We start from the raw sequence: 21,232 nt of genomic DNA on the forward strand, positions 1-21,232 counted from the left end.
GTGCGCAGTCCGTTGCTGGACGAATCACCTTATGTCTTCGTGCCAGCCAAACGAGGGAGAAGGAACCTTCGTGTCAGAAACCACACAGTCCGAACCAGTACGTTCGGGAAGCCTCACCGCCCTGCGACTTCCGCAACTTCAGGAAATGGCGGCAGGACTGGGAATAAAAGGGTACCGACGTTTGCGCAAAAGCGAGCTCATTGACGCTATTCAGGCTGCGCAATCGGGAAACTCTGCCCCAAAAACTTCACAAGAGCCCGTAGCTAATAAGGCACCTGAAAATGCGGGTGACTCTCGCGAAGAGAATACGTCTCAGAGTGAAGGTCGCACGCGCAGGCGTCAGCGTCGGGATGACTCGAACAACGCTTCAGCTGACGCTCAGGGCAAAGACAACAACGCGGGCGACAACAACAGTCAGAAGAGTCAGGACGACAACGGTCGTTCACGGAACGGTCGTCGCGACGGTAGCAATGGTCGCGATGGCGGTAACGGTCGTGACAACAACCGCGATAAGAACGGTCGTGACGGAAACGGTCGTGACAACAACCGTGACAAGAAGAATGACGACAAGAGCGACCGCAACGGTGGCAACGGTCGTGACGGTGGTCGCGATAACAACCGTGACAACAACGACAACCAGCACGGTGGGGACGATGACAACCACGGTCGCCGCGGAAACCGCAACCGCGGACGTGGAAGGGACCGGAAACGCCGAGGTCGTGACGATGAGCAAGACTTGCGTCCCGACGATGTGCTGATCCCTGTGGGCGGTATTTTAGACGTCCACGACAACTACGCATTCTTGCGCACCTCGGGATACCTTCCTGGGCCAAACGACGTGTACGTGTCCGCGAACATGGTCAAGCGCAATGGTCTGCGCAAGGGTGACGCCGTGACTGGTGCCATCCGTCAGCAGCGTGAAGGGGAACGCCCCAACAAGCGCGAAAAGTTTGACGCCCTGGTCAAGCTGGACACAGTGAATGGCTTGTCAGTTGAAGATGCCAAGCGTCGCGTTGAGTTCTCGAAGCTCACACCCCTGTACCCACAGGAACGTCTGCGTCTTGAAACTGAAGCCAAGCAGATCTCTACACGCATCATCGACCTGGTCTCGCCTATTGGTAAGGGTCAGCGTGGTCTGATTGTGGCACCACCCAAGGCTGGTAAAACCACTATCATGCAGCAGATCGCCAACGCGATCCACACCAACAACCCCGACGTTCACCTCATGGTCGTGTTGGTAGACGAACGCCCCGAAGAAGTCACCGACATGCAGCGAGCAGTTCAAGGTGAAGTGATCGCGTCGACGTTCGACCGCCCAGCAGATGACCACACCACCATTTCTGAGCTTGCGATCGAACGCGCCAAGCGTTTGGTGGAAATGGGTATGGACGTTGTGGTGTTGCTTGACAACATCACCCGCCTGGGTCGCGCATACAACTTGGCGCAGCCGGCTTCCGGTCGCATTCTGTCCGGTGGTGTTGACGCAAACGCACTGTACCCGCCAAAGAAGTTCTTTGGTGCAGCCCGCAACATCGAAGGTGGCGGTTCTCTCACCATTCTTGCTACCGCGCTGGTCGAAACCGGATCCAAGATGGACGAAGTCATCTTCGAAGAGTTCAAGGGAACCGGAAACATGGAACTGCGTTTGAGTCGTCAACTGGCCGACAAGCGCATCTACCCAGCTGTTGACGTCAACGCTTCTGGAACGCGTCGTGAGGACAACCTCATGAGCCCAGAAGAGACCAAGGTGATGTGGCGTCTGCGTCGAGTTCTTGCAGGACTCGAACAACAGCAGGCGATCGAACTCCTTATTTCCAAGCTCAAGGAAACCGGTTCCAACGCAGAGTTCTTGCTCCAGGTACAAAAGACGACACCTCTGCCAAAGTCAGCGGCGGATGACGCTTGATGGATACAGATCTTTCATCTGTCGAAGCCAGCGTTCGTTCTCTTCTGGACGAACACGAGCGGATCGAAGCTGAGCTTGCTAACCCGGACGTTCACGCGAACGCCGGGTTAGCCCGAAAGCTCACCCGCCGGTATTCCGAACTGGACCAGATCGCGAAAACATATCGCGAACTCAACCAGTGCCTCAGCGACGTTGAGGACGCTAAAGAGCTCGCCAGCGAAGACCCCGCTTTTGCTGAAGAAGCAAAAAGCCTGGAAGAACGCATTGAAGTTCTGCAAGACAAACTTCGTGAACTCCTCATTCCTAAAGACCCCGATGACGCACGCGATGCAATCATCGAGGTCAAGGCGGGTGAAGGTGGTGACGAGTCCGCACTGTTCGCCGGTGACCTGGTGCGTATGTACCAGCGGTGGGCAGACCACCGCGGATGGTCCACTGAAGTCCTTGACTCCACTGAAGCTAACTTGGGCGGCTACAAAGACATCACTATCGCGATCAAATCGCGTGAAGGTGGCGTCTACGGTTGGCTTAAGTTCGAAGGTGGAGTCCACCGCGTACAACGCGTTCCGGTGACGGAATCGCAGGGACGTATTCACACCTCGGCGGCGGGAGTTTTGGTGTTCCCAGAAGTCGACGAGCCGGAAGAAATCCAGCTCGACGACAACGACCTCAAAATCGACGTGTACCGGTCATCTGGGCCCGGTGGACAGTCGGTGAACACCACTGACTCTGCCGTTCGCATTACCCACTTGCCCACGGGAATCGTCGCAAGCTGTCAGAACGAGAAGTCGCAGCTACAGAACAAAGAAGCAGCCATGCGTATGCTTCGTGCTCGAATTCTGGCTAAGCAAGCCGAAGAAGCGGCAGCCGAAGCCAACGACATGCGCCGGTCCCAGGTACGCACGGTCGACCGTTCAGAGCGAATCCGCACATACAACTTCCCAGAAAACCGTATTGTGGATCACCGCACTGGTTTTAAGGCATACAACCTTGACCAAGTGTTGGATGGGCGCCTCGACGACGTCGTAGAGTCCGCTCGAGCCGCGGACCGTGCGGCCCGACTCGACGACATTGGCTAACGCTGATCAACTGTTGCGTCAGTCTATCCAACAGCTAGCCCGCGCAGGAATAGAAAGTCCCACAGCCGACGCGAAGACACTCTTCGCGTGGGCGTGGGACATTTCCGTGTCTGAACTGGGAAGTCACGTTTTGCGCGGAACTGACGTGCCCCGTGAGGTGAAAGCGCAGTACGCCCGGGCCTGTGAGAGCCGCGCTCAGCGTGTGCCACTGCAACACATCACTGGCGTTGCACCGTTCCGATACCTCGAAATGCACGTGGGGCCTGGCGTGTTCATTCCACGTCCCGAAACCGAACTCATGGTCACGTACGCCATTGAGCACTTAGCTGGTCTTCCGGGGGACAACCACACAGCAATTGACCTGTGCACAGGTTCAGGAGCGATCGCAATAGCACTTGCAACAGAAGTTCCCAGAACACACGTCCACGCGGTTGAACTCAGCCCCGACGCTGCCCTCTATACCGAACGCAACATCGAGCGGTACAGGCCCACATTCGAAGCCCACGGAAGTGACGTCATCCCGCACCTAGGTGACGCGACAGAATTTCTCGGGGCGACCTCGGCCCAGGTCATCACCTGCAACCCGCCATACGTGGCACGCACAGTCGAACACGCGCCAGAGGTCAACAGTGACCCGGACCTTGCGCTGTATGGCGGGGGAAAAGACGGCTCAGAACTTCCGCAAAGAATCATCGCGCACGCCCCCAGACTCTTAGCTCCCGGGGGACTGTTCATGTGTGAACACGCCGAATACAATTCGCGAACAGTCGAAAACGCATTTCACCGGGCGGGTTTCACAAACGTCGAGACCGTGGGCGACTACACTGGCAGAGACCGATTTACCCGCGGATATCGTGCACTTTCAGGAGAGGATGACCGTGTCTCGCACATTTGACCTTGCCAATGAACAGGTGCGGGACCTCATATTGGAAGAGTGCGCCCGTGTGGTCCGTGGCGACGGTCTCCTGGTCATTCCCACTGACACCGTTTACGGGATCGCAGCTGACGCTTTTTCACCCCAGGGCGTTGCCAAACTCCTGCAAGCAAAAGGGCGCGGGCGCGATATGCCGCCGCCGGTGTTGGTGCCCCGCGCGGAAACGGTGATGGGGCTCGCCGAGGCGGTCGACAGTAGTGTTATGGAACTCACCGCTCGCTTTTGGCCGGGACCGTTGACCATCATCTGCAACGCTCAACCCAGCCTGCATTGGGACTTAGGCGACACGCACGGAACCGTGGGGCTGCGCATGCCCGATCACGAAGACACGCTGGCTCTTTTGTCTAAAGTGGGGCCGCTCGCTGTTTCAAGTGCCAACCTTTCTGGTGAACCTGCTGCGGTAAACGTCGAACAGGCGCAGTCTATGTTGGGAGATCGCGTCGATATCTTCCTTGACGGCGGCGAAGCTCCCGGTGGACAGTCTTCGACAATTATCGACATGAGTGGGTCGGTCCCGCGGATGCTGCGGGAAGGCCCCATCAGCTTTGATGAGCTGGCCGAGGTCGTTGATGGTCTGGAACCTCTAGCGCCGGAGGCGTAACGCGTGCGCGCCTATCTGTTTGTCATGGTCGTAGCGGCGGTGGTCGCGTATTTGGTGACGCCCATGGTCCGACGAATAGCTGAACGTGGCCGGATTTACTCTCCGCTTCGTACTCGTGACGTCCACTCTGTACCTACCCCCAGGCTTGGGGGAGTGGCGATGTTCTGTGGGGTTCTCGCAGGTGTAGTGTGCGCGTACAACACACCATTTCTACAGGATTTGTTTCAGCAACCTGACCCTGTGATTGGGATTTTGGGAGCGGGCACGATTTTGTGTCTGCTTGGCGTGATCGATGACATCTGGGATATCAACTGGGTCGCTAAACTCGCAGGTCAAACACTTGCTGCTGGCTTCATGGCGCTGAAAGGTGTAGCGCTTTTGTCGATTCCTTTTGACACCGTGATCATTGGGTCCCAGCGACTGTCTCTCATTCTGACTGTGTTGGTTGTCCTGGTGACGATCAACGCAGTGAACTTTGTCGATGGACTCGATGGCTTGGCCGCGGGTGTCGTCACGATTGGTGGTATTGCCTTCTTTGTGTACACGTACCAGTTGGCTATCGACACCTCTCCCACTAGCTACGCGAACCTTGCATCGCTCATCACATCGCTTTTGGTAGGAGCATGTCTGGGTTTCCTTCCGCATAACTTCAACCCCGCCCGAATCTTTATGGGGGATTCTGGGTCGATGCTCATTGGGCTTTTGTTGGCTGCAAGCACCATTCGAGTCACCGGACAGGTTGACCCTGCTCTGTTGTCTACCGAACGCGTACTGTCAACGTACTTGCCGATTCTTTTGCCGATTGCGGTGATGGTTCTACCGCTGGTTGATCTGATGCTCGCTGTTGTACGTCGCATGGCCGCCGGTAAGTCACCGTTCTCTGCTGACGCTAAGCATCTGCACCACCGCATGCTTGCCCTGGGGCACTCACACGCACGTGCGGTCCTCCTGTTGTATATGTGGACAGCGATCTTTGCGTTCGGCACTGTTTCGCTCTTGAAGTTCCAAACATCGATTGTTTTGTCGGTGCTCGCAGTTGCTGTGGCAGTGACACTGATCTTGACGTTCTACCCGCTGTATTCGCGTTTGTCTGCTCGAAAGGAACTGACATGAAAAGTACGCCCATTCGCAATCTGATGCTTCGCATCATTGTGTGGGGGTTGATCGCTTCAGTTGTATTAGCGGCGGTCGCAGGCGTGATTGGCTATGTGGCGGTCGGAATGCCGGGGCTGTACTCCGCGCTCATCGGTGCGGCAGTGTCTTTCGTGTTTTTCTCAATCACCGCGTTAGTCCTACTGTTAACGGCTGACATGGACCCAACCGTGATGGCTGCTGGCGTTCTTGGTGGTTTTCTCATCAAGATTGCAGGGTTCTTAGGTGTCATCGCACTGCTCGGTGACAAGGGATTCTACGACCGCCTTACCCTCTTTCTGACACTCGTAGTGGGAGCAGTTGTCTCACTATCTATTGATGTTGTTGCGGTGCGTAAGGCCAGAATCCCGTATACACATGCATCAGAAGGAAAAAACCAAGACAAACTGTAGCCCCGGAGTTTTGTTCGGGTCTCCACAGTTGATAAAGTGTTTTAGGAATCATTCGAGGAACCTGTGTAAAAGTCGTGAAAGCGACCTGGGTCTCAAATATTTCACGTGTCGCACAGTAAGTGCACCGGCACAGATAGACAATCCATACTGGCTTCACGCGTGCGCGCGTGTAAGCCCCGAGCTGTCAGGAGTTTGCCCTGTTTACTCCCTCCGCTTTGTCGACGACAGTGCTCCTTGCCGCAGGCGGGGGAGCGGAATTCCATGCACCGGGTCTTGAAGAATTCAACCCACCAGCAATTCTCTTCGCAGGTACTCCGTTTGAGCTCAACCGCATTATGCTCATTCGCCTGGGTGTCACCGTTGTTCTGTTGCTTGCGTTCTGGCTCATGCTCCGCGGTGGACGCCTAGTTCCTACTCGTGCTCAGTCGATTGCCGAAATGGTGCTCGATTTTTGTCGCACCGGCATCGCACACGACATGTTGGGTAAGAAAGACGGTGAACGTTTCTTTCCTCTCATTGCAACCATCTTCCTGACTGTCTTCGCAATGAACATCACGGGTATCATCCCGTTCTTGAACATCTCGCCCAACTCCAACATTGGAATGCCGCTCGTTATGGCTCTCGTGACCTACGTGTTCATGATCGGAGCCGGAATTAAAGCCCAGGGAGGGGCGCGCTACCTCAAGAGCCAGTTATTCCCTGCCGGTGTTCCCCCGCTGATGTACATCATCGTGACGCCTATCGAAATCGTTTCGACCTTTATTGCACGTCCGGTTTCGCTCACATTGCGTCTGACCTTCAACATGATCGTTGGTCACCTTCTGCTCGTTCTGTGTTTCGCAGCCACACACTTCTTCTTCACCAGTGGTTCGGCCGCCCTGTTCGGTATTGGTGGCCTCACACTGGTAGGAGGATTCGCCTTTACCCTCTTTGAGATTTTGGTAGCAGTTCTTCAGGCATATGTCTTTGCTCTGCTAACCGCCGCGTACATTCAGCTGAGCGTGTCCCACGATCACTGATAGTTCGCACCCATTAGACCTGTCACAAAAAGACAAGGAAAAGGCCAGTTAAACGACTGGCTCAAAACATCGGAAGGAAATATTGCACGTGGACACCTCCATTCTTGCTGAAGTCACCGGCAACATCGCAACCGTCGGTTACGGTCTGTCCGCTATCGGTCCAGGTATTGGTATCGGTATTCTTGTGGGTAAGACCGTTGAAGGTACTGCGCGCCAGCCAGAAGTAGCCGGCCGTCTGCAAACCACCATGTTCCTGGGTATTGCATTCGTCGAGCTCCTTGCATTCTTGGGAATTGCAGCATACTTCATCTTCGGTGCCTAATCCGGAAGCGAGTGAATACTCTTGACCCCGATTAACGTTCTGGCAGCAGGAGGCAACAATCCTCTTGTTCCTGCCCTATATGACATTGTCTGGTCGGCGGTCTGCTTCATCATCATCCTCGTCGTTTTCTGGAAGGTGATTCTGCCCAAGTTCAAGAAGACTCTTGACGAACGTGCAGAACGCATCCAGGGCGGAATTGAAAAGGCTGAGAAGGTCCAGGCGGAAGCAGATGCCGCTTTGGCCGAATACCAGAAGCAGCTCGCAGACGGTCGCGCTGAAGCAGCTCGATTGCGTGCCGAAGCTCAAGAAGAAGGTGCGCAGATTTTGGCTGAGACCAAACAGCGCGCCACTGAAGAGGCCGACCGGATTATCAGCGCCGCTAAGGCTCAGATTGAGGCCGAGCGCCAGCAAGCGATGAACTCGTTGCGTACAGAAGTTGGTTCACTTGCAACCGATCTCGCATCGCGCATCGTAGGTGAATCGCTTCAGGACGACGCTCGTTCCGCGTCTGTTGTTGACCGCTTTATTGCCGACCTGGAGAACCAGACACCGGCACAGACCGTCAAGGAATCGTGATGCTGCAGTCGAGCAGGAACTCACTGGCCCTCGTTCTCGAGGATGTGAATAGCACTCTCAACACCGCTAGCCCAAAGGTTATTGGTGACGGCCTGTTGGGCATCTCTGGTGTGCTCGCCGAAAACGTTAACTTTCGTAAAACGCTTGTCGACGTGGCGGTTGCTCCAGAAACCAAACAGTCAACGCTTAACGCAGTCTTTGGAACACACGTGGATGACGTGGCGTTGCAGATTGTGGTGCGGGCAGCGAATCGTCGCTTTGCTCGTGCTCAGGACTTCGTCACTGCCGTTGAAACAGCTGGTGTCACAGCTATCGCTGCTGCCGCCCAGGCCGAAGGCACTTTGGGACAGGTAGAGGAGGAGCTCTTCCGCTTTACTCGCCTGCTCGTCTCAGACCACGAACTTGATGGAGCCTTCGAATCCCCTGCACCCGCAACTGCGAAGCGCGAACTCGTCTCGTCGCTTCTGGCTTCACGGGTGTCGGAATACACTCTTACTCTCATTCACTACGCTGTGAGCCACCCTCGCGGTAAGAGAGTGAGCGAAACGCTCGAAAACTTCTCCCAGGTGTTGGCGTTCCGTCAGCAGCGCGCAGTTGCTGACGTGACCGTTGCGCACCCTCTGACACAGGAGCAGGAAGAGCGTTTGGCGCGTGCACTGTCCGCTAGCTACGGGCGTGAACTTGTTCTCAACGTTCACATTGATCCCAACGTGGTAGGTGGCGTCCGTGTTCAAGTGGGCGACGAAGTCACGAGCTCAACGATTGCTGATCGTATTGCCGACGTTCGCCGTCGGTTGGCAAGCTGATTCGCCCAAACACGGGCACTGAAGACTCGCGGTCCGTACGGGTCGCATAGGAAGTGAAGGAAGCAGGGAAACCGCAATGGCGGAACTGACAATTCGCCCGGACGAAATCCGGGAAGCACTGGGGAAGTTCGTAGAGTCCTACACTCCCGGCAGTGCAGACAAGACAGAAGTAGGTAAGGTTGTCACCGCCGGTGACGGCATTGCGCAGGTTTCGGGGCTGCCTGGAACCATGGCAAACGAGCTCTTGCGCTTCGAAGATGGAACTCTGGGACTTGCCCAGAACCTCGACGAACGCGAAATCGGTGTCGTTATCCTCGGTGAGTTCGCAGGTATCGCAGAAGAGCAGAACGTTTACCGCACCGGTGAAGTTCTTTCGATCCCCGTTGGTGATGGCTACCTTGGACGTGTCGTTGACCCTCTGGGTAACCCAGTAGACGGTTTGGGAGAGATCGAGTCTGAAGGTCGCCGTGAACTTGAACTTCAGGCCGCTGGTGTTATGGACCGTAAAGAGGTTAAAGAACCTCTGCAGACCGGTCTAAAGTCAATCGACGCTATGATCCCAATCGGTCGTGGTCAGCGTCAGTTGATCATTGGTGACCGTAAGACCGGTAAGACGGCCTTGGCTCTGGACACCATCATTAACCAGCGCGCTAACTGGGAATCCGGCGACCCTAAGAAGCAGGTTCGTTGTATCTACGTCGCATGTGGCCAGAAGGGTTCGACGATTGCTTCGGTGCGTCGTTCGCTCGAAGAAAACGGTGCCCTCGAATACACCACAATCGTTTCGTCACCTGCTTCTGACCCTGCTGGCTTCAAGTACTTGGCTCCGTATGCCGGATCGGCGATCGGACAGCACTGGATGTACCAGGGCAAGCACGTTCTTATCGTGTTTGATGACCTGTCGAAGCAGGCCGAAGCCTACCGTGCGATTTCGTTGCTTCTGCGTCGCCCACCGGGTCGTGAAGCATACCCAGGTGACGTGTTCTACCTCCACTCGCGTCTGCTCGAACGTTGCGCCAAGCTTTCCGATGAGCTGGGCGGAGGTTCGATGACTGGTCTTCCTATCATTGAGACCAAGGCAAACGACGTGGGTGCGTTCATTCCTACGAACGTTATTTCGATTACCGACGGTCAGATCTTCTTGCAGTCCGACCTGTTCAACGCGAACCAGCGTCCAGCTGTTGACGTAGGTATTTCCGTTTCGCGTGTGGGTGGTTCCGCACAGACGAAGCCACTTCGCGGTGTCTCCGGTACTCTGAAGATTTCTTTGGCGCAGTACCGCTCGCTCGAAGCTTTCGCCATGTTCGCTTCAGACCTTGACGCCGCAACCAAGCGTCAGCTGGACCGTGGTGCACGTCTGACTGAACTTCTCAAGCAGGGTCAGTTCGAGCCAATGAGCGCTGAAAAGCAGACGGTTTCGATCTGGGCTGGTTCAGAAGGCCACCTCGATGAAATTCCAGTGAGCGATGTTCTTCGCTTCGAATCTGAGTTCCACGCATACCTCGAGCGTAAGACCGACATTCTGGAAACGATCGCTGGTATGAAGGACAAGCTCAAGGGTGAAATCCTGGAGCAGCTCGAAACCGCAATTGCGGACTTCAAGGCTGGTTTCCAGGCCACCGAAGACGGCGTTCACGTCGGTACTGAATCCTTCGAATCTGCCGAGGCCGAAGAAGTCTCGCAGGAACAGATCGTCAAGGCTAAGCGCTGAGACTGACCGCTGGTAACGAAAGGAAGTACTGATGGGAGCCCAGCAGAGGGTCTTCAAAGCGAAGATCAACTCCACCAAGTCCTTGAGGAAGATCTTCAAGGCCATGGAGCTTATTGCGGCTTCCCGGATTCAGAAGGCCATTGGTCGAGTGAAGGCGGCGAGCCCATATGCTAACGCCATCACTCGAGCTGTGTCCGCTGTGGCAACGCATGCAGACGTTGAACACACACTGACAACGGAACCGGAGACCATTCGCCGCGCAGCTGTTGTGGTGATGGGTCCGGACCGCGGTTTTGCCGGAGCATATTCTTCGAATGTTATTCGTGAAGCCGAAGAGCTCATCACGATGCTGAAGGATGACGGCAAAGAGGTTGACCTGTATGTGGTTGGCCGGAAGCCCGAAACTTATTACACGTTCCGTGAACGCGCGATTCAGCGTGCATGGACCGGAATCTCAGAAAGCCCAACAGTCGAGGCAGCGAAGGAAATCGGTGACATCCTGGTGTCGTCCTTCAACACTGACTACGAAGCTGGTGGCATTGACGAAATTTTCCTGGTCTACACGAGGTTCGTCAACAGCGTGACCCAAACACCCGAATACCGTCGACTCATTCCGTTGGAAGTCGTCGAAGCCGATGAGGTTCCGGCCGACGCCCCTGCGAATGTAACTTCGGCTAAGGACGTGGTGTACCCGCTGTACGAGTTCGAACCGAACGAGGAAGCCGTTCTTGACGCACTTCTTCCGAAGTACATCGAATCGCGTATTCTCGCGGCGTTGTTGAACGCATCCGCTAGCGAACAGGCGGCACGTCAGCAGGCAATGAAGACCGCTACTGACAATGCCGACGATTTGATTCGTACCTACACGCGCCTTGCAAACTCGGCGCGTCAGGCAGAAATCACGCAGGAAATTTCAGAAATCGTTGGTGGTGCAGACGCACTTGCCGGTGCCGGCAGCAACGACTGACGGATAGAGAGCAGAAGAGAAAGAAAAAATGAGCACAGCTACGGATACACCACAGGTCCAAGGGACCGTCGGTCGGATCTCACGTGTCATTGGCCCCGTGGTCGACATTGAGTTCCCACTCGATGCTGTTCCCGCTATTTATAACGCACTGACCACCACGGTTGAGCTGTCCGAAGGTACCCGTAAGATCACTTTCGAAGTTGAACTGCAGTTGGGTAACGGAATCGTTCGTGCGGTTTCGATGCAGCCAACCGACGGTCTGGTTCGCGGTCAGGAAGTTGTTGACACTGGCGCCCCGATTTCGGTGCCAGTTGGTGACGTGACCAAGGGTAAGGTTTTCAACGTTACCGGTGACGTCCTCAACGACTCCATGATTGACGAACCATACGAAATCACCGAACGCTGGCCAATCCACCGCACGGCTCCGAACTTCGACCAGCTTGAGTCCAAGACTCAGATGTTCGAAACCGGTATTAAGGTGATCGACCTTCTCACCCCGTACGTTTTGGGTGGAAAGATTGGTCTGTTCGGTGGTGCTGGTGTTGGTAAAACCGTTTTGATCCAGGAAATGATTACCCGTGTTGCTCAGGACCACGGTGGTGTGTCCGTGTTCGCGGGTGTGGGTGAGCGTACCCGTGAAGGTAACGACTTGATCCACGAAATGGACGAATCTGGAGTTCTCGACAAGACCGCACTTGTGTTCGGTCAGATGGACGAACCACCGGGCACGCGTCTGCGTATTGCACTGACCGGTCTGACCATGGCGGAATACTTCCGTGACGTTCAGAACCAGGACGTGCTTTTGTTTATCGACAACATCTTCCGTTTCACCCAGGCAGGTTCCGAGGTGTCAACCCTTCTGGGTCGTATGCCTTCGGCGGTTGGTTACCAGCCAACGCTGGCTGACGAAATGGGTGTGCTGCAGGAACGCATTACCTCTACCCGCGGTCACTCGATTACGTCGATGCAGGCAATTTACGTGCCAGCTGACGACTACACCGACCCTGCTCCTGCAACCACGTTCGCGCACTTGGATGCAACAACCGAACTTTCACGTGACATTGCGTCGCGTGGTCTCTACCCGGCTGTTGACCCGCTGGCTTCGTCGTCGCGTATTCTTGACCCGCTGTATGTGGGACAGGACCACTACGACACCGCTGTGCGCGTGAAGCAGATTCTGCAGAAGAACAAGGAGCTGCAGGACATCATCGCGATTCTGGGTGTTGACGAACTGTCTGAAGAAGACAAGCTCACGGTTCACCGTGCTCGTCGTATCGAACAGTTCCTGTCGCAGAACACCTACACCGCTCTGCAGTTCACCGGTGTTGAAGGTTCGACGGTTTCCATCAAGGACACCATCGAAGGCTTCAAGGGTATTTGTGACGGAGAGTTCGACCACATTCCTGAACAGGCCTTCTTCAACGTTGGCCCAATCGAGGATGTGCTCCGCAACTACGACGAACTCCAGAAGGAGAACTAATCCATGAGTCTCAACGTCACCGTTGTGGCCGCCGACCGCTCCGTGTGGTCAGGCGAAGCCGAACGTGTGGTCGCGCGGACTGTGGAAGGTGAAATCGGAATTCTCACCGGTCACGAACCAGTGTTGGCAATCGTGGCCGGCGGGAATGTCCGCATCACTCCGACATCGGGTGAGACGATCAATGTTTCGGCTGATGGAGGCTTCCTGTCAGTGGCTGACGACGTAGTGCACGTCGTGGCTGACCAGGCACAGCTTGTCTAAGCGATCACTTAGAATGGCACCGTGAACCCATCAACCCTGCTAATCATTCTGCTCTCGTTGGTAGGGCTGGCTGTTGTCACAGTGGCATTGATTCTTGCTCGCCGTCGCGCGATTTCGCGTTTGACTGGCGCGTTTGATTGCTCAATCCTCGTGGGCGACGTATCCGCGCGTCGCCCACGTTGGCGTTTAGGGCTGGCTGTTTTAACCGTCACGAGTCTGGACTGGTATCCGGTCTTTGGTGTGGGCTGGCGTCCAGTGAGGCAGTACCCCCGAACTGATATGACGATCGGGCAACGATTGACTCCGAGCGGTGATGAACAGTACGCGCTTCTGCCCGATGCAAAGGTTGCTGTGTGTCAGTACGGCCAGTACGCGAGCCGTCCTGGCGAAGTGCGGTTGGCGATGGACGCCGAGGCCCTGGCCGCGTTTTCATCGTGGTTGGAATCTCCGCCACCAGGGGCTAATCATTCTGTGGGACGGTTTACGTAATGGAAGTTTTGCGTGTTCATGGTCCGTGCACATTACGCGGATCAGTAGATGTACGTGGTGCAAAGAACAGCGTTCTTAAGCTCATGGCCGCAACGCTTTTAGCACCTGGAACGTCTGTTATTGAAAACGTGCCAGCGATTCTTGACGTCAAGATCATGGTGAAACTGCTCATGTCGCTGGGCTGTTCCGTCGATTATGACTCGGACGCGGGTGTCGTGGCCATCACCGTGCCGGAAACGCCTGAAGTACGTGCAGACTACAAACTTGTCCGGGCCATGCGCGCATCTATTTCAGTTCTTGGATCGCTCATGGGGCGGGTCAATGAGGCACATGTAGCGCTACCCGGAGGCGACGCGATCGGTTCACGCGGCCTCGACCTCCACGAAGCGGGTCTACGCGCTATGGGTGCGCAAGTCAGCTTGGACCATGGGTATTTCATTGCGCGCGCTCCTCAGGGCCTTCACGGCGCTGATATTCGCTTGGCGTTCCCATCTGTTGGTGCAACCGAAAACCTGGTTATGGCTGCGACTTTGGCAAACGGTGTGACCACAATCGATAACGCTGCCCGTGAACCGGAAATCGTTGACATTTGTTCGATGCTCGTCGCTATGGGCGCGAACATCGAAGGCATCGGGACATCGACGTTGACTGTGACGGGTGTTGAATCGCTTCACCCTGTTCGCCACGTATGTGTTGGCGACCGTATCGTCGCGGGCACGTGGGCGTTCGCAGCCGCGATCACCGGTGGCGATATCCAAATCAATGGCGTGGGAGGAGATCTTCTGCCCGTCGTCCTCGACAAACTTCGTTCCGCTGGCGCCCAGGTGACCGAACTCGAAGGTGGCATCCACGTCAGTGGTCCGGAACGACCTCGGCCGGTTCGAATCTCCACTCTTCCTTTCCCAGGATTTCCCACCGACCTTCAGCCGTTTGCAATCACGCTGAACGCGATTTCTGATGGCCAAGGGTTGCTCACTGAGAACCTGTTTGAGGCACGGTGGCGGTTTGTGCGTGAGCTGGCACGTTTGGGCGCTCAGGTTGAGTTGGACGGCAATCACGCGCTGATCAACGGGGTTGAGTCGCTGTCCGGGGCCGAGGTGGAAGCAAGTGACATTCGCGCCGGAGCCGGGGCAGTGTTGGCCGGGTTGGTCGCAGACGGCGTGACCGAGGTTTCTGGGGTTTCCCATATTGACCGCGGGTACGAGTACTTTGAGGACAAGTTGCGGTCTTTGGGCGCTAAGGTTGAGCGCATTGAGCGCGAGGACGTCGAGCTGAGTTAACTCGCGCGCCGAGCCATAGTTAAGCGAGCGCGCGGCGGCGTGCGCACTTAGAAGAGGCGACTTTCCGGGTCGTCCATTCCACGAAGCGCGTCGTAGTCGAGTGTCACACAACGGATTCCGCGGTCGGTTGCCAGGGTGCGTGCCTGGGGCCGGATTTCTTGAGCCGCAAATACCCCTTTAACGGGCGCAATGAGCGGGTCTCGGTTGAGGAGCTCTAAGTAGCGGGTGAGCTGTTCGACTCCGTCGACACCACCTCGGCGTTTGATTTCCACGGCGATGGACGCGCCGCTTTCGTCGCGGGCCAGAATGTCCACGGGTCCAATGGGCGTTTGGTATTCGCGGCGTATCGTGGTGTAACCGTCGCCCAGAGTTTCGATGTGTTCAGCAAGAAGTTCTTGCAGGTGGGCTTCAACGCCGTCCTTGAGGAGTCCTGGGTCCTCGCCAAGATCATGTTCGATGTCGCGGTGAATCGTCTGAATCGCGATTTCTAAGCGGTCGCCAGTTTTGGTCTGGTTGACGTTCCACACTTCAGTGATGCCGGCTTGGGCTTGTTCGTCGTTGGGTTGATCGACGGTGAGCGTGGCTGGGGGAGTCATCCAGTTGAGTGGTTTGTATGAGCCACCGTCGGAGTGGACCAGAACTGAGCCGTCGGCTTTCAGCATGAGGAGCCGCTGGGCCATGGGCAGGTGGGCAGTGAGCCGTCCTGCATAGTTCACACTGCACGTCGCTATTACTAATCGCACGCAATCACTTTACGTGACACAATTGCACCATGCCACGTAGCAACTCTTCTCGACGCAGTAACAAGTGGCAACGGCCGTTCCGTGAACTGTCCGCTTCAAGTACTGTGCGGACCACGCAGACTGGCCCGGATGGCACCTGGATTGTGCAACACACGCAAGGAAATTCGTCCGGGAAGATCTATGTGTGCCCGGGGTGTTCGCAGGATCTGCCTGCGTCACTTGCTCACACGGTTGCGTGGCGAACCGATGACGAATTTGGCATTGGTGTGGGAGTCGAAACTCGCCGGCATTGGCACACGTCCTGCTTCAATACGCGACATCGCCGCCGCTAGTTGCGACGGCGATGCTTCGTTGAACCTGTGAAGTTGTTCCCGTGAACCTATTTCGTGGTGTCAGGTGGGTTCGGGGCGTTCGGCGGGGTATTTCCGGCTGGTTTTTCCGTGCCCTAGATGTTTCCCGGATTGGTTCCCTGTTTGTCGGCGGAGCTACTACCCAGTTTGAGGTTTGGTTTGTTGCCCTGCTCGGCTTCAGGCTTGTCGGCGGACTTGCTGTCCTGCTTGTCGCCCGGTTTGTCTGCCTGCTTGCCAGCCTCCGCGGTGTTCGCCGAGGTGTCCTCAGGTTTCTTGGTAGCTACGCTCTTGCGGAGTTCCTCAAGTTCTTCCTCCGAACCGATCTTTTCGGTAGGAGCGGCGGCGGCTTTCACTTTGTCCGACTTGTCGTCGCTCAGATCAAGCCCGTCGAAAAGGCCAGGCGCTGCGAACATGGATTGCAACTGCTGAAGCTGTGCCGTGATAGTGCGACGTTGCTTGGTAAGTAGATCCACCTGAGACTGAGCAGCTGACACGTTGCGCTTGGCTTCGGCCGCCGATTCCTCAATCGTGGCTTCAGCGGTCTGCCGAGCTTCGGACATGAGGGACCGGGCGCGCTGACGCCCGTCTGCGATGATCTTGTCGGCCTGTTCGATTGCCTCTTTGCGTGTGACTTCAGCGCGTTCTGCCGCCTCACGGGCTTCCGTGTCTGCTTTTTTGGCGCGTGCTTGTGCTTCTTCGAGCGTCTTCTTGCTTTCGGCTTGAGTCTTTTCAAACAGGGCCTTCTGGTCCTGTTCGTGCTTCTGACGCTGGTTAGCGAGTTCGAGCTTGAGGTCGTCAGACGACTTTGTGGCCTCGTCCTTGAGTTTCTGCGCTTCAGCGCGGACTGTCTGTGCTTCTGTGCGCGCTTCACTGAGGAGCTTCTCAGCTGACTGACGTGCGTCGGCTACCAGCTTGCTGGCTTCCTTTTTTGCAACGTCCAGTGTTCTGGCCGCTTCCTTTTCTGCGTCGGCGCGTCCTGTCGAAATTTCGTGTTTGAGAGCCTCTCGTTGATCGTTCGCAGTGGCCTGTGCGTCTCCGAGAATGGTGTCGGCTTCGCGCTGTGATGTTTGCCTGAGCTCTTGCGCACGTTTCTCAGCTGTTTCCACCGCTTCACTAGCCCGCAGTTCCGCCGCCTGCATAATTGAGTCAGCTTCAGATCGGGCGTTAGACAGCGTGTCATTGGATTCCGTGTGCATGCGTGCACGCTGGCTTGCCGCGTCGGCACGTGCTTTGTTCCGGATGGTTTCGGCATCGGCGGTAGCCTGTGCCAAGGTTTCGCGGGCCTGTGATTCCGCGATCTTCAAGAGGTGGTCGATCCGGCTACCAGGTGCGGACTGGGCTTGAGACTGATCGTCGGTGGCTTTTTTGAGCTGCTCCTTTACCTCGGAGAGTTCGCCAGCAATCTGTAGCTTCGCGCGGTCTGCTGTAATGACTTGGCTCCGGGCATCTTGCAGTGCCTTACGCAAAGAGTCGATTTCGCTCTTCAGTTGGCGAATTCGCCCTTCAACTTCGCTCTTCTCAAAGCCACGCATGGCTGTGCGGAACTCTTCAGGAGGCGTCACGTCTCAATCTCCTTTGAATCTGGTGAAATGTGTTCGCTCCTACTCTAATGCTTCTCTGCTGGAAGCCAACTGACAGTCGGGTGCAGTGCATCAACCACCTCGGGATGAACCCCTTCGGGCCCGGTGTGCGGGGAGCCCACCACCTGGTCTAATCTTGTGATGAAGACCACGTTGGTAAAAGGAGGAAACATGGCTGAAGCCGTAATCGTTGCAGGTGCCCGTACGCCCCTAGGCAAGATGTCTGGATCGCTCGCATCCTTGAGCTCAGTGGACTTGGGAGGTCACGCGATCAAAGCCGCTCTTGAGCGTGCCGGCGTTGCACCTGACAAAGTCGAGTACGTTCTGATGGGGCAGGTCCTTCAGGCAGGCGTTGGCCAGGGTGCCGCACGTCAGGCGGCGGTGAAGTCTGGAATCCCCATGACCGTGCCTGCAGTGACGCTGAACAAGCTGTGCTTGTCGGGTATCAACACCATCACGCACGCGGCCATGCTGGTGCGTTCTGGTGAGTACGACGTGGTGGTTGCCGGTGGGCAGGAGTCGATGACTAATGCTCCGCACATGCTTGAGAAGTCCCGTGCCGGCTACAAGTACGGCAATGTGACCGTGCGCGACCACATGGACTACGACGGCCTGTGGGACGCGTTCACCGACCAGGCGATGGGTGGACTGACCGAATCGGCGAATGAAGGCGACACCGAATTCAACCGTGAAGAACAGGACGCTTTCGCAGCACAGTCGCACCAGCGTGCAGCAGCTGCGAAAGACAAGCTCGCCGAGGAAATCGCGCCCATCACTATTAGCAGCCGCAAGGGCGACACGGTTGTTGACGCGGATGAAGGTGTGCGTGGCGACTCAACTGCTGAGTCCCTGTCGAAACTGCGTCCGGCATTCCGCAAGGAAGGCGCTATCACTGCTGGAAACGCTTCGCAGATTTCTGACGGCGCGGCAGCCGTTGTCGTCATGAACAAGGACAAGGCCGTTGAAGCTGGGCTTCCGATTCTAGCTGAAATCCGTTCCCACGCATGGACTGCCGGCCCCGACTCGACTCTGCAGCACCAGCCTTCGCAGGCCATCAAGGCGGCAGCTGAGCGCGAAGGCGTGGCGGCTGACTCCTTTGACCTGTACGAAATTAACGAGGCGTTCGCTGCCGTTTCCTTGGCCAGCATGAAGGACCTGGGAATTGATGACTCGAAGGTCAACGTCAACGGTGGTGCGGTGTCCCTGGGTCACCCTATTGGGGCTTCCGGTGCGCGCATTGTGCTGACCTTGGCTTTGGAACTCCAGCGCCGAGGTGGTGGCCTGGGTGTCGCTGCTCTGTGCGGTGGTGGCGGTCAGGGTGACGCGCTGATCGTGAAGGTTGGCGAGTAATGCTTGTTGCGTTTTCTGTTGCGCCGTCCGGGGGTCCTGACCCGGACGGCGACGGGGGAGTGCACGACGCTGTTGCCGAGGCCGTGAAGGTTGTGCGGGCTTCTGGGCTTCCGCATCGCACGGACGCCATGTTCACCACGATTGAAGGTGAGTGGGATGAGGTGTTTGCGGTTGTGAAAGAAGCGACCGAGGCGGTGGCCCGGTTTGGTCCGCGTGTTTCGTTAGTGCTCAAAGCCGATATTCGAGACGGCCGTACTGGAGAGCTCGACGGAAAGTTGGAGCGCCTAGAGAAGGCGATCGACGAGTCGTGCAATGGAAAGTGACCTCCTTCTCGAAGGAGGTCACTCATGGCAACGAACACGAGCGAGACGAAGTACCACAAGGATAAGGCAGACGCGATCGAGCGACAGTGGCTTGACCTGACCCGGAAGCTGGCCGCTGAGGGCGGCTGGGCGGTCATGGGTGAGTACATCGACAACGATTCGGCCAGCAAGTCCGCAGCGCGTACCCGGAAGGGGTGGCGCCAGCTCAACCAGGACATCAAAGCCGAGAAGGTCTCGGCGCTGGCGTTCTGGAATCTGGATCGCACCAACCGGATAGCGGCGAAGACGATCGAGTGGATCGCGCAGTGCCAGCAGGTCGGCGTTTACCTGGTCTCGCACCAGGACAGCGCCGACGAGCTCAACACCGCAACGGCGGGGGCGAAGCTGGTGACCGGCATCAAGGCACTGCTGGCTGAGGTCGAGACCGACGCGATGAGCGAATGGCAGCTGGCATCAAAGAGGCATCTCGCCGAGGCTGGGTTCATCCACGGTGGCACACTGCCGTTCGGGTGGCAGGCCGGTCCGCGCGTGGTCGATGAGTTCGGCTGCTCCGGGGTGCGGTTTGAGTCGCATCCGGTGGAGCACCCGGCGTTGAAGGACGCTGTGGACATGGGATCAGGCCGAGGTGCCCGAGGTCACATCGTCAACGACCTCGACAACTGCACCGTCGAGAACGCGGCCGTTGACCTGCACTTCGATGCGGTGTGGACCGGGATGGATCTTTCGCACTGAGACGTGCCCGAATCGGTGTTCCCGCGAGAGGACCACGGACTTGCCTGCAGGCAGGTCTTTGACGGACAGCTTGAACACCTTGCCCGCCTTCAGGCCGCGGGCACCCTGATAGTGCACGACATAGTCGATCGCCGCTTTCGTCGCAGCAGCGGCCTGCAGGGTGAAGCTGATGGTGACCGCCTCGCCGATCGCGACAGTTGATGGCGTGCAGGTGAGATTCGTGATCTCGATCGGGACAGCGGGGTCGAATCCGAGGATCGTCAGCGCTTCCGGGTGCCCGCGTTTGATGAGTGTGCGCAACCCGTGTCGCACCACGAAGTCGCCCTGCGTGGTGGTCGCGGCCCACCGCTTGGCGGTGTCGAGGACGAGGTTGGGGTGGTCCTTGGCGATGTCGTTGAGATGGTTCGCGACCGACCGGCGCACATACAGCGATTCGTCATCCACGAGAGCATCCAGCAGCTCCAGTGTCGGCGTGGGGTCGGCGATGAACGGGCGGATCGCGAACTCAGCCGTGTACCGGGGAGTCAACGCCGCCAACAGCGGCAGCCCGATATCGGGCCGATCGAGCATCGCCCGGGCGACGTAGGCGTTGACCGGCATCGACGCCCACCCCTGCAGACCCCCATCAGCCAGAGCGGCACGTACCACCTGGTCGGCGTCCTCGGGGGCGGGTGGCATCGTCTCGGTGAGGGCGTGGGCGATCCACTCCATCCGTGCCATCAGCTCGCGCCCCTCCAGCCCCTCGATCGCGCATTGCTCGAACGCTGTGCGGTCGAAGGACGCCGAAGCTCTGGCGATCTCGCTGCTGAGACGCTTGACGAGCTCGGGTGAGAGCTCGTCCTTGAAGTCAGCCAACGTCCTGTCCCTCCTCGGCTCGGCCCCAGCCCTGACGGCCGCCGCTGCCTTCTCGTTCATGCACTTCATGCGGGCCTCGCTGGTGTGAGGCCTCCCAGAGACGGGGGCCTCTGCGCGCACAAACCTCGCCTCTTCACGGACCGTTAGCCCCAGTCTGCCGGAGACCTCCGCGTGCCGGGAGAAGGCGCGCTCGGTCAGCCGCCTGATCGAGGGCAGAGAAAGGTACGGCATATGTGACCGGGCCAGCAATTATCGCAGCAGAGAGGGGCCGGTAGGCGCATCAGACTCCCGCCGTCCCTCACGATCTCGGCCTGCTCGACGAAT

The 21,232-nt window shown here is 57.2% G+C and carries 23 protein-coding genes; 20 read left to right on the forward strand and 3 right to left on the reverse strand.

Features of this window, described 5'->3' with window-relative positions; all coding sequences use genetic code 11:
- Nucleotides 1-70: 70 nt before the first annotated feature.
- From rho to murA, 16 genes are all read left to right on the forward strand, one after another.
- A complete protein-coding gene (rho, locus tag HMPREF0183_RS01755; RefSeq protein ID WP_005882157.1) occupies nucleotides 71-1,906 on the forward strand; it encodes a transcription termination factor Rho in 1,836 nt (611 codons plus the stop codon).
- Nucleotides 1,906-2,985 (forward strand): peptide chain release factor 1, encoded by a 1,080-nt coding sequence (gene prfA / locus HMPREF0183_RS01760; RefSeq protein WP_005882159.1) that lies wholly within the window; start codon nucleotides 1,906-1,908, stop codon nucleotides 2,983-2,985. Before rho ends, prfA begins: the two co-directional genes overlap by 1 nt.
- A complete protein-coding gene (prmC, locus tag HMPREF0183_RS01765) occupies nucleotides 2,978-3,880 on the forward strand; it encodes a peptide chain release factor N(5)-glutamine methyltransferase (protein WP_005882161.1) in 903 nt (300 codons plus the stop codon). Before prfA ends, prmC begins: the two co-directional genes overlap by 8 nt.
- On the forward strand, nucleotides 3,858-4,520 hold the full coding sequence (locus tag HMPREF0183_RS01770; RefSeq protein WP_005882163.1) for an L-threonylcarbamoyladenylate synthase: 663 nt from the start codon (nucleotides 3,858-3,860) through the stop codon (nucleotides 4,518-4,520). The genes prmC and HMPREF0183_RS01770 overlap by 23 nt, the downstream gene beginning before the upstream one ends.
- Nucleotides 4,521-4,523: 3 nt before the next feature.
- Nucleotides 4,524-5,633 (forward strand): MraY family glycosyltransferase, encoded by a 1,110-nt coding sequence (locus HMPREF0183_RS01775; protein WP_005882165.1) that lies wholly within the window; start codon nucleotides 4,524-4,526, stop codon nucleotides 5,631-5,633.
- Complete coding sequence (locus HMPREF0183_RS01780) at nucleotides 5,630-6,064, forward strand: Cg1360 family ATP-synthase-associated protein (RefSeq protein ID WP_005882167.1); 435 nt, start codon at nucleotides 5,630-5,632, stop codon at nucleotides 6,062-6,064. The genes HMPREF0183_RS01775 and HMPREF0183_RS01780 overlap by 4 nt, the downstream gene beginning before the upstream one ends.
- A 215-nt stretch (nucleotides 6,065-6,279) precedes the next feature.
- Nucleotides 6,280-7,083 (forward strand): F0F1 ATP synthase subunit A, encoded by an 804-nt coding sequence (gene atpB / locus HMPREF0183_RS01785; RefSeq protein WP_050775305.1) that lies wholly within the window; start codon nucleotides 6,280-6,282, stop codon nucleotides 7,081-7,083.
- Nucleotides 7,084-7,171: 88 nt separating this feature from the next.
- Nucleotides 7,172-7,405 (forward strand): ATP synthase F0 subunit C, encoded by a 234-nt coding sequence (gene atpE, locus HMPREF0183_RS01790; protein ID WP_005882170.1) that lies wholly within the window; start codon nucleotides 7,172-7,174, stop codon nucleotides 7,403-7,405.
- A gap of 21 nt (nucleotides 7,406-7,426) precedes the next feature.
- Nucleotides 7,427-7,981 carry a F0F1 ATP synthase subunit B gene (locus HMPREF0183_RS01795; RefSeq protein WP_005882172.1) on the forward strand — a complete coding sequence of 185 codons (555 nt, stop codon included), beginning with the start codon at nucleotides 7,427-7,429 and terminating at the stop codon, nucleotides 7,979-7,981.
- A complete protein-coding gene (locus HMPREF0183_RS01800; protein ID WP_005882174.1) occupies nucleotides 7,981-8,787 on the forward strand; it encodes a F0F1 ATP synthase subunit delta in 807 nt (268 codons plus the stop codon). Before HMPREF0183_RS01795 ends, HMPREF0183_RS01800 begins: the two co-directional genes overlap by 1 nt.
- Before the next feature lie 76 nt (nucleotides 8,788-8,863).
- Complete coding sequence (gene atpA / locus HMPREF0183_RS01805; RefSeq protein WP_005882176.1) at nucleotides 8,864-10,498, forward strand: F0F1 ATP synthase subunit alpha; 1,635 nt, start codon at nucleotides 8,864-8,866, stop codon at nucleotides 10,496-10,498.
- A 31-nt stretch (nucleotides 10,499-10,529) separates the two neighbouring features.
- The gene (locus HMPREF0183_RS01810) at nucleotides 10,530-11,465 is read left to right on the forward strand and encodes a F0F1 ATP synthase subunit gamma (RefSeq protein ID WP_005882178.1); all 936 of its coding nucleotides are present in this window, start codon (nucleotides 10,530-10,532) and stop codon (nucleotides 11,463-11,465) included.
- A 28-nt stretch (nucleotides 11,466-11,493) separates the two neighbouring features.
- Entirely contained in the window at nucleotides 11,494-12,945 is a 1,452-nt protein-coding gene (gene atpD / locus HMPREF0183_RS01815; protein WP_005882179.1) for a F0F1 ATP synthase subunit beta, read from the forward strand.
- 3 nt (nucleotides 12,946-12,948) lie between these two features.
- Nucleotides 12,949-13,206, forward strand: a complete 258-nt coding sequence (locus HMPREF0183_RS01820; RefSeq protein WP_005882182.1) for a F0F1 ATP synthase subunit epsilon — start codon at nucleotides 12,949-12,951, stop codon at nucleotides 13,204-13,206.
- 21 nt (nucleotides 13,207-13,227) lie between these two features.
- A complete protein-coding gene (locus HMPREF0183_RS01825) occupies nucleotides 13,228-13,695 on the forward strand; it encodes a DUF2550 domain-containing protein (RefSeq protein ID WP_005882184.1) in 468 nt (155 codons plus the stop codon).
- Nucleotides 13,695-14,975 (forward strand): UDP-N-acetylglucosamine 1-carboxyvinyltransferase, encoded by a 1,281-nt coding sequence (gene murA / locus HMPREF0183_RS01830; RefSeq protein ID WP_005882186.1) that lies wholly within the window; start codon nucleotides 13,695-13,697, stop codon nucleotides 14,973-14,975. The genes HMPREF0183_RS01825 and murA overlap by 1 nt, the downstream gene beginning before the upstream one ends.
- Before the next feature lie 47 nt (nucleotides 14,976-15,022).
- On the opposite strand, the gene nucS is transcribed toward murA, so the two are convergent.
- Nucleotides 15,023-15,718 (reverse strand): endonuclease NucS, encoded by a 696-nt coding sequence (gene nucS, locus HMPREF0183_RS01835; protein WP_040347668.1) that lies wholly within the window; start codon nucleotides 15,716-15,718, stop codon nucleotides 15,023-15,025.
- A gap of 29 nt (nucleotides 15,719-15,747) precedes the next feature.
- Here nucS and HMPREF0183_RS12395 point away from each other — a divergent pair, with 29 nt between their 5' ends.
- Nucleotides 15,748-16,050 (forward strand): hypothetical protein, encoded by a 303-nt coding sequence (locus tag HMPREF0183_RS12395; protein WP_245527078.1) that lies wholly within the window; start codon nucleotides 15,748-15,750, stop codon nucleotides 16,048-16,050.
- A 113-nt stretch (nucleotides 16,051-16,163) separates the two neighbouring features.
- On the opposite strand, the gene HMPREF0183_RS01840 is transcribed toward HMPREF0183_RS12395, so the two are convergent.
- Complete coding sequence (locus tag HMPREF0183_RS01840) at nucleotides 16,164-17,630, reverse strand: hypothetical protein (RefSeq protein WP_005882193.1); 1,467 nt, start codon at nucleotides 17,628-17,630, stop codon at nucleotides 16,164-16,166.
- 189 nt (nucleotides 17,631-17,819) lie between these two features.
- On the opposite strand from HMPREF0183_RS01840, the gene HMPREF0183_RS01845 reads away from it, so the two are divergent.
- Genes HMPREF0183_RS01845 through HMPREF0183_RS12400 form a run of 3 tightly spaced genes read left to right on the forward strand, consistent with a single transcriptional unit; the run spans nucleotide 17,820 to nucleotide 20,053 of the window.
- On the forward strand, nucleotides 17,820-18,998 hold the full coding sequence (locus HMPREF0183_RS01845) for an acetyl-CoA C-acetyltransferase (RefSeq protein WP_040347669.1): 1,179 nt from the start codon (nucleotides 17,820-17,822) through the stop codon (nucleotides 18,996-18,998).
- Complete coding sequence (locus tag HMPREF0183_RS01850) at nucleotides 18,998-19,321, forward strand: thiamine-binding protein (RefSeq protein ID WP_005882197.1); 324 nt, start codon at nucleotides 18,998-19,000, stop codon at nucleotides 19,319-19,321. Before HMPREF0183_RS01845 ends, HMPREF0183_RS01850 begins: the two co-directional genes overlap by 1 nt.
- A 24-nt stretch (nucleotides 19,322-19,345) precedes the next feature.
- Complete coding sequence (locus HMPREF0183_RS12400; RefSeq protein WP_005882201.1) at nucleotides 19,346-20,053, forward strand: recombinase family protein; 708 nt, start codon at nucleotides 19,346-19,348, stop codon at nucleotides 20,051-20,053.
- On the opposite strand, the gene HMPREF0183_RS01855 is transcribed toward HMPREF0183_RS12400, so the two are convergent.
- Nucleotides 19,937-20,908, reverse strand: a complete 972-nt coding sequence (locus tag HMPREF0183_RS01855) for a DNA alkylation repair protein (protein WP_040347670.1) — start codon at nucleotides 20,906-20,908, stop codon at nucleotides 19,937-19,939. The genes HMPREF0183_RS12400 and HMPREF0183_RS01855 overlap by 117 nt on opposite strands.
- Nucleotides 20,909-21,232 lie beyond the last annotated feature (324 nt).

The organism is Brevibacterium mcbrellneri ATCC 49030 (assembly GCF_000178455.1).
In the GTDB taxonomy this organism is placed as follows: domain Bacteria; phylum Actinomycetota; class Actinomycetes; order Actinomycetales; family Brevibacteriaceae; genus Brevibacterium; species Brevibacterium mcbrellneri.